The sequence below is a fragment of the uncultured Oxalicibacterium sp. genome, from assembly GCF_913776015.1.
In the GTDB taxonomy this organism is placed as follows: Bacteria; Pseudomonadota; Gammaproteobacteria; order Burkholderiales; family Burkholderiaceae_D; genus Oxalicibacterium.
This window is the reverse complement of record NZ_CAJYMD010000007.1, coordinates 16040-33193: the sequence shown is the minus strand read 5'-3', so window position 1 is coordinate 33193 and position 17154 is coordinate 16040. Positions and strand designations below refer to the sequence as shown.

Genomic DNA, 17154 nt, shown 5'->3' with positions numbered 1-17154 from the left:
TCATGACGTCACTTGCCCTCTCTCTGAAGGAACAGCTCAAAACCGAGCGTCAACGTGTCATTGATCGTTTCCTCAAGAGTGGCAAGGCAGAATTGCTGCTCACTTCGCTGAAGGACAGCGTTGATGCCGCATTGATAAAAGCATGGACCGCATTTGCGTTACCACAGAGCGCCGCACTGGTCGCGGTAGGCGGCTATGGCCGCGGCGAACTGTTTCCGCATTCAGACGTGGATGTGCTGATCCTGCTCGATAGCGAGCCGGATACCGAACTCCAGGGCAAGCTGGAAGAACTGGTTCAACTGTTCTGGGATATCGGTCTCGAAATCGGTCATAGCATCCGTACCGTTGACGAATGCCTAAGCGAAGCCAAGGCCGACATCACCGTGCAAACCAGTTTGCTCGAAGCACGTCTGATTAAGGGCAACGAAACGTTGTTTCAAACGCTGAAAACGCAGTGCGATGCGGCAATGGATCCGCATGCCTTCTTTCAAGCCAAGACACTCGAACTGCGACAACGCCACGCCAAGTACGAAGACACGCCCTACAGCCTCGAACCCAACTGCAAGGAAAGTCCGGGGGGCTTGCGCGATCTGCAAGTCATCTTGTGGGTCGCCAAGGCGGCCGGTTTGGGGAATTCGTGGCGCGAACTGGCGGAACGCGATCTGCTCACCCCGACCGAAGCCCGTCAGCTCAAGCAGAATGAACGTGCGCTCAAGGAAGTGCGCATTCGTCTGCACATCGTTACCAATCGGCATGAAGACCGTCTGGTGTTCGACGTGCAAACCGCGATTGCTGAATCGATCGGTTTCAAGAATACGAGCACGCGTCGCGCCAGCGAATATCTGATGCAGCGCTACTATCGCGCCGCCAAAGCCGTCACGCAACTCAACACGATCCTGCTGCAGAACATCGAGGAACGCTTGTTCCCGCAGATGACGTCGCCAGTCGCCATCAATGCGCGCTTTAACGAGGTCAATGGTTTTATCGACATTGCCGACGACCATACCTTCGATGAAACGCCATCGGCCATGCTTGAAGTGTTTCTGTTGACTGCCCTGCATCCTCAATTGAAAGGCATGACGGCGCGTACCTTGCGTGCGCTCTGGCACTCACGCTTCAAGATCGACAATAAGTTCCGTCGTGATCCGGCCAATCGTGCCCTTTTCCTGCAAATTCTTCAGGCACCGCAGGGCATCACGCATGCATTGCGCCGCATGAACCAGACCAGCATCCTCGGTCGTTATCTGCCGAACTTCCGCGACATCGTCGGCCAGATGCAGCATGACCTGTTCCACGTCTACACCGTGGATCAGCACATCATGATGGTGGTGCGCAATGTGCGGCGCTTCATGCTCAGCGAGCACGCACACGAATATCCGTTCTGCAGCCAGCTCGCTGCCGATTTCAACAAGCCGTGGCTGTTGTACATCGCCGCACTCTTCCATGACATTGCCAAAGGCCGTGGCGGCGATCACTCCAAGCTCGGCATGCAGGATGCGGAGGATTTCTGCGTTGATCACGGCCTGTCAAAGGAAGATACCGAACTCGTGGTCTTCCTCGTCGAAAATCACCTGACGATGTCGCAGGTTGCACAGAAGCAGGATTTGTCCGACCCCGATGTGATCCGTCATTTTGCCGATGTAGTGAAAGACGAACGTCACCTCACCGCACTCTATCTGCTGACGGTGGCCGACATTCGCGGCACCAGCCCGAAGGTATGGAATGCGTGGAAAGGCAAGCTGCTCGAAGATCTCTACAAGATGACGGCGCGCGTGTTCGATGGCCAGGCTCCTTCGGCAGAACGCGAATTGAAAAAGCGGCAGGAAGATGCGCTTGCCAATTTGCGCTTGTATGCCCTGCCGGAAGATGCATACAAAAAACTGTGGGAACAGTTGGATGTCGTCTATTTCCTGCGTCACGATGCCTCGGATATCGCATGGCAAACGCGTACGCTTTACGATCGCATCGACAGCAAAGAACCCGTTGTCAAATGCCGCCTGTCGCCAATTGGTGAAGGATTGCAAGTGACGGTGTATGTGAAAGATCAGTCTGATCTGTTCGCACGTATCTGCAGCTATTTCGATCGCAAGAACTTCAGCATTCTCGATGCCAAGATTCATACAACCAAGCACGGTTATGCGCTCGATACCTTCCTCATTACCGATCCGCTGTTTGCCAAGAATTATCGTGATTTGATCAGCCTGATCGAACACGAACTCGGCGAAGTCCTGAGTACACAGGAAAACCTGCCGTCGCCGATCAAGGGTCGGCTGTCGCGCCTGTCGCGCAACTTCCCGGCCACACCGACCGTCGATCTGCGCCCCGATGAACGCGGGCAGTATTACCTGCTGACCGTTTCCGCCAATGACCGTAATGGCTTGCTGTATTCGATTGCCAATGTGCTTGCACGTCACAAGGTCAATCTGCATACCGCCAAGATCATGACTTTGGGCGAACGCGTGGAAGATATCTTTCTTGTCGATGGCGCCGTGCTCAACAATGCACGCAGCCAGATTCAGCTCGAAAGCGAATTGCTCGACGTATTACGGGTCTGATCCTCGACGAAACACCAGCCATTCTCGCCTCACCTTTTCTTCTCTTTTGTTGCCATGAACGAACCGCTCCGCCTTTCCAAACGCATGTCTGAACTCGGCCTGTGCTCGCGCCGCGAAGCCGACGAATGGATCGCGCGCGGCTGGGTGCGCGTGGACGGCAAGGTGGTTTCCGAACTCGGCACAAAAATCCTGCCATCGCAACGCGTGACAGTCGAACGGCAGGCTGCAGCCGAACAAAGCAAGCGTGTCACCATCCTTATCAACAAGCCGGTTGGCTATGTGAGTGGCCAGGCCGAGGATGGCTACAAGCCGGCTTCCGTGCTGGTACGCCCGGAAGCACGCTGGAAGGAAGACACGGCAGCAATCCAGTTTCATCCGAGCCAGTTGCGCAGTCTGGTCCCTGCAGGACGTCTCGATATCGATTCGGTCGGCCTGCTGGTGCTGACGCAGGATGGCCGTATCGCCAAGCAATTGATCGGCGAAGACACCTCGGTCGAAAAGGAATATCTGGTACGTGTGCAATACACCAAACCGGGCACCCTGCCGGAAGCCGATTTACGCCGACTCAACCACGGCTTGAGTCTGGATGGTAAAAAGCTGTTGCCGGCGAAAGTCCGCTGGCAGAACGAAGATCAGCTGAGCTTTGTGCTGAAGGAAGGCAAGAAGCGCCAGATTCGTCGCATGTGCGATATCGTGGGGCTCAAGGTGCTTGGTTTGAAACGTGTGCGCATCGGCAAGGTACGCCTTGGCGACCTGCCGGTCGGCCAGTGGCGTTATCTGCGCGAAGACGAGCAGTTCTGATTTAACTTCGATCTGTCCTGCATCAATGCGCATCACGCGCTTGGCGTACCTCAGTCGTCGTCGTTGGGGTCGAGTTCGGGAAACAGCACTTCGGTGAAACCGAATTTCGAGAAATCCTCAATCCGCATCGGATAGAGAATGCCATCGAGGTGATCGCATTCATGCTGCACGACGCGTGCATGGAATCCGTCCGCGTCGCGACTGATTGCCTTGCCGTACTGATCAAATCCTTCGTAGTGCAAGGCTAAAAAACGTGGCACCACGCCGCGCATACCCGGCACCGAAAGACAACCTTCCCACGCTTCGTCACGGGTCGCCGACAAAGGCTGCAAGCGCGGATTGATGAGTACTGTCTCGGGAACCGCTGGCGCATCGGGATAGCGAACATTCTGCTTGAACCCATAAATCACGACACGCAAGTTGACACCGATTTGTGGCGCGGCCAGTCCGGCACCATTGGCGGCATGCATGGTATCGAACATGTCGGCGATCAAGGCGTGCAATTCTGGCGTATCAAAATGCGCTACCGGCTCCGCCACACGCAACAGGCGCGGATCGCCCATTTTCAGGATTTCACGAACGGCCATGCCTCATTCCTTGGTTGATTGCATTACGATCATGCTGCTGGCGGATTGGCCAGCAAATTCAGAAAACCTTCTTCATCGAGTACGGCAACACCAAGCTCCTGCGCCTTTAGCAGCTTGCTACCGGCCTCTTCGCCAGCGACGACGTAATGCGTATTCTTCGACACGGAGCCGGCCACCTTGCCGCCTGCCACCTCGATCTTCGCAGCCGCCTCATCACGCTTGAGTGTCGGCAGCGTGCCGGTCAGCACGAAGGTTTTGCCGGCGAACGGCTTCGGCGTGCTTTCCACCACATGTTCGGGCCAGTGCACGCCCGCTGCACGCAATTGCTCGATCAGCTCCGCATTCATGGTATCGTCGAGAAAGTTGCGAATCGACGTTGCAACGACGGGACCAACATCAGCTACTTCCAGCAATTGCTCTTCGCTGGCGACAAGCACCGCATCAAGATTGCCGAAGTGACGTGCCAGCTCCTTTGCCGTCGCCTCGCCGACATGGCGGATGCCCAGCGCGTAGATGAAACGCGCCAGCGTCGTGCTCTTGGATTTTTCCAGGGCAGCCATGACGTTTTGCGCCGACTTGTCTGCCATGCGATCGAGTTCGGCCAGTGCACGAAACCCGAGTTTGTAGAGATCGGCGGCCGTCGTGATGATGTGCTTGTCCACCAGTTGCTCGATCAACTGGTCGCCCATGCCTTCGATATCCATCGCACGACGCGACACGAAATGCAGCAAACCGCCCTTGCGCTGCGCGGCGCATTTGACCCAGCCGCCGGAACAGCGCGCAACCGCCTCATCTTCGGGACGAACCACAGGCGAACCGCAAACCGGGCACGCGGTCGGCATGACAAACTGCCGTGCATCGGCAGGCCGCATTTCCGGCACGTACGCCAGTACCTCGGGAATGACATCGCCGGCACGTCGGACCGTCACCGTATCGCCGATCCGTATATCCTTGCGACGCACTTCATCTTCATTGTGCAAGGTCGCATTTGTCACCGTCACGCCGCCAACCAACACAGGCGCGAGACGTGCGACCGGTGTGATCGCCCCGGTGCGTCCGACCTGTACTTCGATGTCCTGCACCGTTGTCAAGGCTTCCTGCGCCGGGAATTTGTGCGCAATCGCAAAGCGCGGGGCGCGCGATACGAAACCAAGCTGGCGCTGCTGATCGGCGCGATTGACCTTGTAAACCACACCGTCGATTTCATACGGCAGGCCTTCACGCTTTTCACCGATGCGCCGATAGAAATCCAGCAAACCCGCTGCGTCTTTCACCACGGCACGCTCAGCACAGACCGGTACGTTCATCGAAGCGTACCAATCGAGCAATGCCGAATGGGACGCCGGCATATCCGCACCTTCCAATCCACCGATGCCATAGGCAAAAAAACGCAAGGTGCGCTGCGCCGTGATGCGCGAATCAAGTTGCCGCAAGCTGCCGGCCGCTGCATTTCGCGGATTGGCGAATTCCTTGCCGCCGGCTTCACGCTGGCGCGCATTGAGCTTCGCCAGATCGGCTTTGTACATCATGACTTCACCGCGAATGTCGAGCAATGCCGGTGGATGAGCGGTTTGCAGACGTAAGGGAATCGCCTGCACGGTGCGAATATTGGCGGTCACGTTTTCGCCGGTATAGCCATCGCCGCGCGTCGCCGCTTCAACCAGCACACCGTTTTCATAACGCAGATTGATCGCCAGGCCATCGAATTTCAGCTCGGTCGCATACTCGACTTCCTGCAAGCTCTCCAGACCATCGCGCACCCGACGATCGAAGTTGACGATATCGTCATCCTCGAAACCGTTCCCTAGCGACAGCATGGGCACCGTATGCGTCACTTGCGGAAAAGGCGTCAGTGCCAGTGCACCGACTCGTTGGGTAGGCGAATCGTGTACCAGCAATTCCGGATGGATCGCTTCGATATCCTGCAACTCCCGAAACATCTTGTCGTACTCGGCATCGGGTACAGTCGGGTCATCGAGGACGTGGTAGGCGTAATTGTGGCGATTGAGTTCGTGCCGCAGCCAGGCAGCACGTGCAGGCGGATCGCTGGCATCCGGCTCCTCCGGAGCAGTCTGCGATCCGGCAGAAAACAGATCAGCTTGCATTTTTAATTAATTGAACAGGCGTAGCGCGCGTGTTGAACCGGCAGGAATATCAGACGATTCCATATCGGCATAGAAGGCGTCGATCTGTCCGGCGATTTCCGCCAGTACTTCGTCAGACAATGGCTGGCCGCCATCATCGACCACCGCGCCATCGAGGCGCGAGGCCAGCGAACGTGCACAAGCCACCATCGCGCCGAAGCCGTCACGCGATGGCGATACGACCGGCACATCGAGCAAGAGCGTGAGGCGGTTCGTGGTTTCTTCCGCCAACGTAACATTGGTGGACAGCGAAAACAGCACGCCGCCATCGCCATCCGGCATCACCAAACGTCCTTCTGGGCGCACATCGAAGCCTTGGCGTTCGAGCGCAGACAGAAGCGTCGTCACCGACCACGGCGCGCCCTTGGACTGCACGTTGATACCAAGCTTGGCATCATGCTCGGCAACGAAATGATGCAGCGAGCGCGCCGTTACCATAACTTCGGTCATGTCCGGCACATCGGGATCGGCATCGAAATCGTCACAAATCTGACGCAGACGCATCACGAATTCGGAATATTCGAGTTCATTGAGCGCATTGTTGCGATTGGCCAACTGCACGCCAGCCGTCAAGGATTTGTAGATGCTGCCATGCGTGATGGCTTCCCAGCCACCATCGACACGCTGACCGACAAAATGAATCGGCTTGCCGCCCACCGAGCGCAGCGATTGGGTCGCTGCCAGCACCTTCTCGCCACGCAGTTGTGACGACAACGTCAGCGGTACCGTGCAATCGATCAGGTAATCGACGGGCAATTCCTTTTCTTCCGCCAGATTGATGCTTTCGACAGGCGTGCTTTCATCGAGCGGTGCTTCGGCTGCATGGACATCGGCAGGCACATCCTGCGCTATCGACTCCTGCTGCACGGCTTCCATATCGTGCTGCGAAAAATGCGGCTCCTGCCGTTCGCCCACAGAAACCGGCGCACTCGATGCGCCCATCAGCACATCGTCGTGGGAGGAAGAAAAAGCACGCTCCACACTTTTCTTGGCCTTGTGCTCCTGCCATTTGTTGTAGGCGATGACGCCGACGACAATGACACCACCAATGGCGATCAGGCTGGCTTGCAGGTCAGTCATGCGACACCGCCTTTCATCGTGGTGCCCATCATCAAGCCAGCTTCTTCATTCTGAAAAACAAATCGATTCATTGCGTATCCATAAATTAGGCGGCGCTGCCATTTCGGCTCGACCGGCAAGACCGGGAGCTGCCAGCGGCATGCACTGCGTACTGCATTGTCATTGTTCTTGCCATTGCTTTCGAAGCACGTATTGCAAAGAGTACTACAAAGCAACCCGCTCACCGCAACCGCGTTGCCCTATTCCTTCACCTGCTTAACGCCGTCAGCATCCATTCAGCCGACCGCACCGAAACATTTTTTCCGGCGCCATCTTCGTGACGTCCGTATCACGCAGTCGCAAAATCCGCGGCAGACTCCATGTCCACCGCCACGATACGTGACACACCCTGTTCCTGCATGGTCACGCCAATCAGCTGCTGCGCCATCTCCATCGCGATCTTGTTATGCGAGATGAAGAGGAACTGCGTATGCGACGACATGCGTTTGACCATGTTGCAGAAGCGCTCGGTATTGGCGTCATCCAGCGGCGCATCCACCTCGTCTAGCAGACAGAACGGTGCCGGATTCAACTGGAACATCGAGAACACCAGCGCCGTCGCTGTCAGCGCCTTTTCTCCACCTGACAGCAGGTGAATCGTCGCGTTCTTCTTGCCCGGCGGCTGCGCCATGACCTGTACACCGGAATCCAGAATTTCTTCGCCGGTCATGATCAGCTTGGCCTGCCCACCACCAAACAGGATCGGGAACAGTTCGCCGAAGTGCTTGTTGACCTTGTCGAAAGTGTCCTGCAGCAATTCGCGCGTTTCCTTGTCGATCTTGTTGATTGCATCTTCCAGCGTCGTGATGGCTTCCGTCAGATCCGCGTTTTGCGCATCGAGGAAATTCTTGCGTTCCGACGCCGCAGCCAGTTCATCCAATGCGGCCAGATTGACTGCGCCCAAGCCTGAAATCGCGTTCGTCAGACGCGTAACCTCGCCCTGCAAATACGAAGGACGCATGTCGGGATTGAGCTTTTCTGCCAGCGCCGCTTCATCGGCCTGTGCTTCGGCAAGTTGTTGCGCGTATTGTTCCTGATTCAGGCGAGCCGCCTGTTCCTTCAGTTGCAATTCCGTGATGCGATCACGAATCGGTTGCAGGCTGCGTTCAGCCTGCAGGCGCGACTCATCGTGACCGCGCAAGGTTTGCGTCAATTGATCGAGTTCATGGCGCGCATCGGCCAGCGCGCGTTCCTGTTCGCTACGCTTGTCGAGCAGACTTTGCAAACCGGCCTGTGCAGCCTGATCGTCAAGGCTTTCGAGTTCGAGCGAACCCTGCTGCATGTTGGCGAACAACTGCGCAGCCTGTTCCAGGGCGGTGGCGATATTGCGCTTGAGTTCCTCGATCTTGTTGCGCTGCGACTTCTCGGCGAATTCGGCTTCCTGCGCCGCACGTTCGAGTTCGCGCACGCGCTGGCGCACATCGTTGAGTTGCTGCTCCTTGCTCAGATAATCGGTCTGCCCGTGTTCATGCGTTTCCTGCAGTTCCGCCAGTTCGGCATCAAGCTGCTCGAACTTGGCTTCGGATTCCGCCTTGATCATCTGCTGCTCGGCTTCCTGCGCCGCGATCTCTTCCAAATCGGCCGTGATCTGCGAACTGCGCTGGTTGAAGCGCTCCTGCACTTCAGATTGTTTCATCACATCGATCTGCAAGCCATGCACGTTTTGCGTCAGCAATTGCACGCGCTGGCGAATTTCCTGCAGGCGTTGCGTAGCTTGTGTCAGTGCGGATTCGGCACGCACGGCGCGTGAACGCGCTTCATCGGCCAGCATCTGCTGCGCACGCAACTGCTTGGTGATGTTTTCGATTTCCTGCTGGCGTGCCAGCATGCCATCTTGCTCGGAGTCGGAAGCATAGAAACGCACGCTGGAGCGACCGATCACGTGACCCTGTCGCGTGACAAAGCAGGCACCTGCCGGCAACTTGTTACGATCGACAAAAGCTGCTGCCGTATCGTCGGCCACATAGACGTTATGTAGCCAATCCTGCATCAATGCGCGCAAGCCCGGATCGTTGAGTTGCAACAGGCTCAGAAACGGTTTGAGACCGGCGACCGGTTCGTTGGCTGTCGCTGCTACGGCATTGGGTGAAAACAGCGCGAGCTTGGCGGGTGGCGCATCGTTGAAAAAGGCCTTGGCCCAATCGAGATTGGACATTTCCAGCGCCGACGTGCGCTCGCGCAAAACGGATTCCAGCGCAGTTTCCCAACCCTGATCGATTTGCAGCTTTTGCCAGAGGCGCGGCAACTCGCCGAGTTCGTGCTTCTGCAACCAAGGTTGCACCTTGCCTTGCGTCTGCACGTTTTCCTGCAATTGCTTCAGGGCAGACAGCCGTGCTTCGAGCTGTGCATTGTTGGCCGTTTCGGTATTGACCTGCTGCTGTGCAGTGCGACGCTCTTCTTCGAGCTTTGGCAGTTGCGCCTGCGCTTCTTCCAGTTGTGCCGTTGCTTCTTCCAGCGTCGCCTGCTTTTCTTCCAGTTGCATCTTCAGGTTCGACAGATGCGTGGAGTCTGGCAGATGCAGGCCCTGCTTTTCCTGCGAGAGACGCTCGCGACGCGTCGCCAGATTCGACAGGATGTTCGACGCATTGCGTTGATGTGCAGACTCCAGTTCGATCTGTTGCTGCGCCTGCATGATGCGGCTGCGTGATTCGGTCGTCTTGAGTTGCGCTTCGCGCCAGTCCTGTTCCATCGCCGGCACGCGATCGTTCTCGCGTTGCGCCGTTTCCTGCGCCTGTTCGACACGCATGGCCTGCTCTTCGAGTTGCAGCTCGGCTTCGGCCAGATCTTCCTGGAATTGCGTGCCCTGGCGTTGCCACTGATCGCGTTGCGCCGTCAGGGAATTCAGTTGCGCTTGCAAGCGCGTGCGCGATTCGATGACGAACTTGATCTGCGCTTCCAGACTGCCGATCTCGGAATTGGTCTGATACAGGTGCCCTTGCGCCTGATGCATGCGATCGCCCGCCGCGTAATGCGACAGGCGCAGATGTTCGAGTTCGGCTTCGACATGGCGCAGCTTGGCTGTCTGCTCTTCCAGATCGATCTGCGCTCTTTCGATATCGCGGAAGAATTTTTCCTGCTCGGTCTTGGCTTCGTTCTTGCGCAGCAGCCAGAGCAACTTCTGCTTCTCGTCCTGCTCGGCTTGCAGTTCGTGGAATTTCTGGGCAACGGCAGCCTGACCCTGCAATTTTTCGAGGTTGGCATTCAGCTCGCGCAGAATGTCTTCGACCCGCAACAGATTCTCGCGCGTGTCCTGCAGGCGATTTTCGGTTTCGCGACGACGTTCCTTGTACTTGGAAACGCCGGCAGCCTCTTCAAGGAAAATACGCAACTCTTCGGGGCGCGCCTCGATGATGCGCGAAATCATGCCCTGTCCGATGATGGCGTAAGCACGCGGGCCAAGGCCGGTGCCGAGGAAGATGTCCTGAATATCGCGACGGCGCACCGCCTGATTGTTGATGTAATAGGTCGAAGTACCGTCGCGCGTCAGCGTACGTTTGACGGCAATTTCAGCGTACTGGCTCCATTGGCCGGCTGCCTTGCCATCAGCATTGTCGAATACGAGCTCGACGGACGAACGCCCGGCCGGTTTGCGATGCGTGGAACCATTGAAAATGACATCCTGCATCGATTCGCCGCGCAGTTCCGACGCCTTGGATTCGCCCAGTACCCAGCGCACCGCATCGATGATGTTGGACTTGCCGCAACCGTTGGGACCGACGACGCCGACCAGTTGCCCCGGCACCTGAAAATTCGTCGGATCGACAAAAGACTTGAATCCAGACAATTTAATGGAAGTTAAGCGCACGTTATCGACCGTTCCTGGAAATATTCGAGATTCAGCCGCCACACCACAAATCAGCGGCAGCCAAAGAAACCTGCGGGCAATGCCGCATCGGCAAGCCTTGAAAGGGCCACATCATAGCATTTGAAACAACGAAATCGGGCAATCCTGCCGCCTTCGCCAAGCACGACAGGAAACGGATGCTTGCCAGCGTTATAATGTCTGCCAACTTTAGTTCCGGGATCGCCCGGCACGTCCCTGCGACGCCAATCCATTCTTTGCCGCTCATTTGTCCGCCGTGAATCCACTTCTGAACCAGCTGCAACCCTACCCGTTCGAAAAACTCAAGCAACTGTTCGCCGAGGTCAAGCCGAATGCCGACTATCGGGCAATCAGCCTCGGCATCGGTGAACCCAAGCATCCGACCCCTGCCTTCATTCAACAGGCATTGGCCGATAACCTCGATGGTTTGGCTGCCTATCCGACCACGGCAGGCAGCGATGCGCTGCGCCAGACCATAGCCGGCTGGCTGGAGCGCCGCTATAACCTGCCAAAACTGGATGCGGCAACGCAAGTACTGCCCGTCAACGGCTCACGCGAGGCACTGTTCGCACTGGCACAGACCGTCATCGATCCGAATGCGAAAGCGCTCGCGATCTGCCCCAATCCGCTATATCAGATTTACGAAGGTGCCGCGTATCTGGCTGGTGCCGAACCCTATTTCGTCAATTGCGATCCCCAACGCAATTTCGCGCCGGATTTCTCGGCCGTCCCCGCCGAAGCATGGAAGCGTGTGCAACTGCTGTACGTCTGCTCGCCCGGCAATCCGGCCGGCGCCGTGCTGACGCTGGAAGACTGGAAGGAACTGTTCGATCTGTCTGACCGTTACGGGTTCATCATCGCCGCCGACGAGTGCTATTCCGAAATCTATTTCAAGGACGAGGCACCACTCGGCGGTCTGGAAGCGGCACACAAGCTCGGTCGTACCGATTATCCACGCCTGATCGGCTTTTCCAGCCTGTCCAAGCGCTCGAACGTGCCGGGCATGCGCTCCGGCTTCGTTGCTGGCGATGCGGCAATCATCAAGCAATTCCTGCTGTATCGCACTTATCACGGCAGCGCCATGAGCCCATCCGTGCAAGCGGCATCCATCGCCGCCTGGAACGACGAGCAGCACGTGGTTGAAAATCGCCAGAAATACATCACCAAATTCAATCAGGTCACACCGATGCTGCAGGACGTGCTCGACGTTTCCCTGCCGGATGCCGGCTTCTATTTGTGGGCACGTGTGGACAAACTGGCACCGATCAGCGATGTCGAATTCGCGAAGCGCCTGTATGCCGAATATAATGTGACGGTTTTGCCCGGCAGTTATCTTGGCCGCGAAGCGCATGGCATCAATCCCGGCAGCAACCGCGTACGCATGGCGCTGGTCGCCGAGGTCGATGAATGCCTGGAAGCTGCGCAACGCATCGTCGCCTTCTGCAAGAAGCTCGCTGCCGGCTGATCCTTACTATTCTTCAATTTACTCAACCCAACGAACAACGACAAATGACTCAACAACTCGAACAACTGATCGATCAAGCCTGGGAAAACCGTAACGATTTCTCGCCGAAAAATGCGCCTGCCGATGTGCGCAAAGCCGTTGCCGACGTCATCGAACAACTGAACAAGGGTTCGCTGCGCGTGGCACAGAAAGCCAACGGCGAATGGATCGTCAACCAGTGGGTCAAGAAAGCCGTGCTGCTGTCGTTCCGTCTGGAAGACAACGTCGTCGTGCCCGGCGGCACCGGCATGCAGTTCTATGACAAGGTACCAACCAAGTTCGCCGATTACACCGAAGCCGATTTCGCCGCTGGCGGTTTCCGAGTGGTGCCGCCAGCCGTCGCACGTCGCGGAAGCTACATCGGCAAGAACGTCATCCTGATGCCTTCGTACGTCAACATCGGCGCCTACGTCGATGAAGGCACGATGGTCGATACCTGGGCCACCGTCGGTTCGTGCGCACAGATCGGCAAGAACGTTCACCTGTCCGGTGGCGTCGGCATCGGCGGTGTGCTGGAACCAATGCAAGCCAATCCAACCATCATCGAAGACAACTGCTTCGTTGGTGCGCGTTCGGAAATCGTCGAAGGCGTGATCGTTGAAGAAAACTCGGTCATCTCGATGGGCGTCTACATCGGCAAATCGACCAAGATTTACGATCGCGCAACCGGCGAAGTCAGCTATGGCCGTATTCCTGCCGGTTCGGTCGTTGTTTCGGGCAACCTGCCGTCGGCCGATGGCAAGTACAGCCTGTACTGCGCCGTGATCGTCAAGAAAGTCGATGCACAAACGCGTTCGAAGACCTCGATCAACGAACTGCTGCGCGACTGATCTCGCGCTTATTTCGCACTGAAACACGCTTCGGCCCGATGGCCGAAGCTGCATCATCGAACATGGGCTGACTTCCAAGGCGATCGTCAGCCCTGCTCTTTTCTGTTATTTCTCTTCCACCTTCGCACCAGACGGAGTACGCAATGGCAATGGATCGATTGTTTCTTCTGATGAAGGAAAAAGCGGCATCCGACTTGTTCATTGCTGTCAACGCAGCCATTCATGTCAAGATCGCCGGGCAGCTCATTCCGGTGAACCAGACGAAGATGGATCAGGCATCCATCATGGCGCTGCTGTCTGAAGTCGTGCCGGCCGCCAAACTGGCCGAACTCGAACTCGAAAACGAACTCAACATTGGTATCCCCGTGCAAGGCGTCGGTAGCTTCCGGCTTTCGGCATTCCGCCAGCGCGGCAGTATTTCCGCCGTGGTGCGCTACATTCCGGGCGATATTCCTGCGCTCGACACGCTGCATCTGCCGGCCGTGTTGCCCGACCTGATCATGGAAAAGCGCGGCCTGCTACTCGTGGTTGGCGCGACGGGCTCGGGCAAATCGACCACGATCGCCTCCATGCTCGACCATCGCAATGCATTGCGCAGCGGGCATATCCTGACGTTGGAAGACCCGATCGAATTTCTGTTCAGGAACAAGAAATCCATCGTCAACCAGCGTGAAATCGGTACCGATTCGCGCGATCTGGCACTGGCCTTGCGCAATGCATTGCGACAAGCGCCGGACTGCATGCTGATCGGCGAAATTCGCGATGCCGAAACGATGTCGGCCGCACTTGCTTATGCGCAGTCCGGCCATCTGGTGGTTGCCACGCTACATGCGAACAATAGCTATCAGGCATTGACGCGTATCGTCAATTTCTATGCGCTCGAACATCGCCAATCCCTGCTCAGCGATCTGTCGGCAACCTTGCGCGCTATTGTGTCGCAACGCCTGATCGGTACCATCGACGGCAAGCGCCGTCCTGCGGTCGAAGTGATGATCAACACGCGTCACGTTGCCGAACTGATCGAACAAGGCGAACTGTCGCAGATCAAGGAAGCGATCGACAACAGCATGTCTCCAGGTTCACAGACTTTTGAACAGGCACTGCTGCAACTGATCCAGGATGGCATCGTCACGCAGGAAGAAGCGCTGAGCCACGCCGATTCCGCCAGCAATCTGTTCTGGCTGCTCAACAACCAGAACGGCAAGGCCGAGGAAGAAGCGCCAGTCAAGGAAGAAGGCGCGAGCTTTACCGAATTCACTCTCAAGATGTAAATGACCATGACGATCACGCTGTACGGCATTCCCAATTGCGATACCGTCAAGAAAGCCCGCACTTGGCTGGACGACAACGGCATCGACTACACTTTTCACGATTTCAAGAAGAACGGCCTGGACGCCTCAACGGTAACGGCGTGGTTGCGCGACGTACCGCATGACACGCTCGTCAATCGCAAGGGCACCACGTGGCGCAAGCTCACCGACGAACAAAAAGCCGCCGTCATCGACGATGCCAGCGCTACCGCGCTGATGCTGGAATCGCCTTCTGTCATCAAGCGTCCGGTCCTCGTCGGTGCCGGCAAGACCAGTGTCGGCTTCTCGGCCGATGCCTATCAACACATTTTCAAGAAATAAGACCATGAGCAATACGCTCGCACTGACCGAAGAACTGATCGCCCTCTCCTCCGTCACGCCACGCGACGAAGGTTGCCAGGCACGCCTGATCGAACTGCTGCAACCGCTGGGCTTTCATTGCGAAACCATCGAATCCGGCGGCGTCACCAATCTGTGGGCGCGCAAAGGCACCGAACAGCCGCTCTTGGTATTTGCCGGCCATACCGACGTGGTGCCGACCGGCCCGGTCGAACAATGGACCTCACCACCGTTCGAACCCACGCATCGCGATGGCAAACTCTACGGCCGTGGGGCTGCCGACATGAAGACATCGATCGCCGCGATGGTGATTGCGGCGGAAGAATTCGTCGCCGCACATCCCGATCACAAGGGATCGATTGCCCTGCTGATCACCAGCGATGAAGAAGGCCCGGCCACCGATGGTACGGTCATCGTTTGTGATGCATTGAAGGCGCGTGGCGAGCAGCTCGACTATTGCGTGGTGGGTGAACCGACGTCGTCTAACGTGCTCGGCGACACGATCAAGAATGGTCGTCGCGGTACCATGTCGGGCAAGCTGACAGTCAAGGGCATCCAGGGCCATATCGCCTACCCGCAACTGGCGCGCAATCCCGTGCATGAACTGGCACCGGCACTGGCCGAGCTGGTCGCTGAAAAATGGGATGACGGCAACGAATACTATCTGCCGACTTCCTGGCAGGTTTCCAACATTCATGCCGGTACCGGCGCATCCAACGTGATCCCGGGTGCGGTCGTGGTGGACTTCAACTTCCGCTTCTGCACCGCCAGCACGGTCGAAGGCTTGCAGCAGCGCGTACATGCGATTCTCGACAAGCACAAGCTCGACTACGATCTAGCCTGGACCGTCGGCGGCCATCCCTTCCTGACGCCGAAAGGATCGTTGAGCGATGCGATGTCGGCAGCGATTCTCGATGAAACCGGCGTCACGACCGAACTGTCTACGACTGGAGGCACTTCCGATGGCCGCTTCATCGCCAAGATCTGCCCGCAGGTGATCGAGTTCGGCCCGCCCAACGGCAGCATCCACAAGATCGATGAACATATCGAAGTCCGCTTCATCGATCCGCTGAAGAACATCTACCGGCGCACCATGGAAAACCTGCTGCTGTAATGCGAGAAGCCGGGCAGCCCCGGCTTCTGTCTTTTCGGCCTGAACGTTTCACGGCATCAATGACGATGCCAACTTGACTTCCCGTTTTCATTTACCAGATTCACTTTCATCCATGCCTACCAACCCGAATGAATTCACCACCATCCGCGATCTGCTGCGCTACGCGGTTACGCGCTTCAACACTGCCAACCTGTTCTTCGGCCACGGCAGCAACAATGCGCTTGATGAAGCGGCCTATCTGATCCTGCACACGCTCAAGTTGCCGCTAGACAAGCTCGACCCATTCTTCGATGCGCGTCTGCTGCAAAACGAAGTCGAAGACGTGCTGCGTGTGATCCACCAGCGCGCCGACGAGCGCCTGCCTGCCGCTTACATCACCAATGAAGCCTGGCTTGGCGGTTATCGCTTCTACGTCGATCAGCGCACGATCGTGCCGCGCTCGTTCATCGCGGAGTTGATTCCGGAACAGTTTTCACCGTGGGTCAACAACCCGGACAAGGTCGAACACATCCTCGAACTGTGTACAGGTTCTGCCTGCCTGCCGATTCTGCTGTCCGATGCATTTGAAAATGCGCAAATCGATGCCGTCGATATCTCGCCCGATGCCTTGGCCGTGGCAGAACGCAACGTTGCCGATTACGAATTGCAGGATCGCATCACGCTGATCCAGTCCGATCTCTACGCCAACGTGCCAGAGCGCAAGTACGATCTGATCGTGACCAATCCGCCTTATGTCAATGCTGCATCGATGAGCAAGCTGCCGGCCGAATATCTGGCCGAACCGCAGATAGCCCTCGCCGGTGGCGAAGACGGCATGGATCTGGTGCGCAAGATCGTCGAAGGAGCGCGCACGCGCCTCACGCCGCACGGCTTGCTGGTCGTGGAAATCGGCAACGAACGCGCGTATGCCGAAGCGGCTTTCGCCGATCTCGATCTGACATGGATGACCACCAGCGCTGGCGACGACATGGTGTTCCTGATCACCGCCGACCAATTGCAGTAAGCGCGTATTTCATGCATTTTTTGCA

Annotated in this window: 13 protein-coding genes; 8 read left to right on the top strand and 5 right to left on the bottom strand. The window is 57.1% G+C overall.

From position 1 onward, the window contains the following. Positions 1 to 2: 2 nt before the first annotated feature. Together QZ725_RS01305 and QZ725_RS01300 are read left to right on the top strand one after the other, a co-directional pair. A complete protein-coding gene (locus tag QZ725_RS01305; RefSeq protein ID WP_293775710.1) occupies positions 3 to 2555 on the top strand; it encodes a [protein-PII] uridylyltransferase in 2553 nt (850 codons plus the stop codon). Positions 2556 to 2609: 54 nt separating this feature from the next. After that, on the top strand, positions 2610 to 3356 hold the full coding sequence (locus QZ725_RS01300; RefSeq protein ID WP_293775708.1) for a pseudouridine synthase: 747 nt from the start codon (positions 2610 to 2612) through the stop codon (positions 3354 to 3356). A 50-nt stretch (positions 3357 to 3406) separates the two neighbouring features. Here QZ725_RS01300 and def read toward each other — a convergent pair whose 3' ends face one another. The 5 genes from def to QZ725_RS01275 all read right to left on the bottom strand — a co-directional run bounded on the left by def (position 3407) and on the right by QZ725_RS01275 (position 11276). After that, positions 3407 to 3943: a peptide deformylase gene (gene def / locus QZ725_RS01295; RefSeq protein ID WP_293775706.1), complete on the bottom strand. Its 537-nt coding sequence runs from the start codon at positions 3941 to 3943 to the stop codon at positions 3407 to 3409. A 29-nt stretch (positions 3944 to 3972) separates the two neighbouring features. Beyond that, positions 3973 to 6048: an NAD-dependent DNA ligase LigA gene (ligA, locus tag QZ725_RS01290; protein ID WP_293775705.1), complete on the bottom strand. Its 2076-nt coding sequence runs from the start codon at positions 6046 to 6048 to the stop codon at positions 3973 to 3975. Positions 6049 to 6054: 6 nt separating this feature from the next. Next, positions 6055 to 7167: a cell division protein ZipA C-terminal FtsZ-binding domain-containing protein gene (locus QZ725_RS01285; protein ID WP_293775703.1), complete on the bottom strand. Its 1113-nt coding sequence runs from the start codon at positions 7165 to 7167 to the stop codon at positions 6055 to 6057. Positions 7168 to 7495: 328 nt separating this feature from the next. After that, positions 7496 to 11011 (bottom strand): chromosome segregation protein SMC, encoded by a 3516-nt coding sequence (gene smc / locus QZ725_RS01280; protein WP_293775702.1) that lies wholly within the window; start codon positions 11009 to 11011, stop codon positions 7496 to 7498. A 31-nt stretch (positions 11012 to 11042) separates the two neighbouring features. Next, entirely contained in the window at positions 11043 to 11276 is a 234-nt protein-coding gene (locus QZ725_RS01275; protein ID WP_293775701.1) for a hypothetical protein, read from the bottom strand. A gap of 9 nt (positions 11277 to 11285) precedes the next feature. Here QZ725_RS01275 and dapC point away from each other — a divergent pair, with 9 nt between their 5' ends. The 6 genes from dapC (at position 11286) to prmB (ending at position 17129) form a co-directional block, all read left to right on the top strand. Further along, positions 11286 to 12494 carry a succinyldiaminopimelate transaminase gene (dapC, locus tag QZ725_RS01270; protein ID WP_293775700.1) on the top strand — a complete coding sequence of 403 codons (1209 nt, stop codon included), beginning with the start codon at positions 11286 to 11288 and terminating at the stop codon, positions 12492 to 12494. A 44-nt stretch (positions 12495 to 12538) separates the two neighbouring features. Beyond that, entirely contained in the window at positions 12539 to 13363 is an 825-nt protein-coding gene (dapD, locus tag QZ725_RS01265) for a 2,3,4,5-tetrahydropyridine-2,6-dicarboxylate N-succinyltransferase (RefSeq protein ID WP_293775698.1), read from the top strand. A gap of 143 nt (positions 13364 to 13506) precedes the next feature. After that, the gene (locus QZ725_RS01260) at positions 13507 to 14634 is read left to right on the top strand and encodes a PilT/PilU family type 4a pilus ATPase (protein WP_293775697.1); all 1128 of its coding nucleotides are present in this window, start codon (positions 13507 to 13509) and stop codon (positions 14632 to 14634) included. Then, positions 14635 to 14994 (top strand): ArsC family reductase, encoded by a 360-nt coding sequence (locus QZ725_RS01255; RefSeq protein ID WP_293775696.1) that lies wholly within the window; start codon positions 14635 to 14637, stop codon positions 14992 to 14994. A 4-nt stretch (positions 14995 to 14998) separates the two neighbouring features. Continuing rightward, entirely contained in the window at positions 14999 to 16126 is a 1128-nt protein-coding gene (dapE, locus tag QZ725_RS01250; protein WP_293775695.1) for a succinyl-diaminopimelate desuccinylase, read from the top strand. 112 nt (positions 16127 to 16238) lie between these two features. Then, entirely contained in the window at positions 16239 to 17129 is an 891-nt protein-coding gene (gene prmB, locus QZ725_RS01245) for a 50S ribosomal protein L3 N(5)-glutamine methyltransferase (RefSeq protein WP_293775693.1), read from the top strand. Positions 17130 to 17154 lie beyond the last annotated feature (25 nt).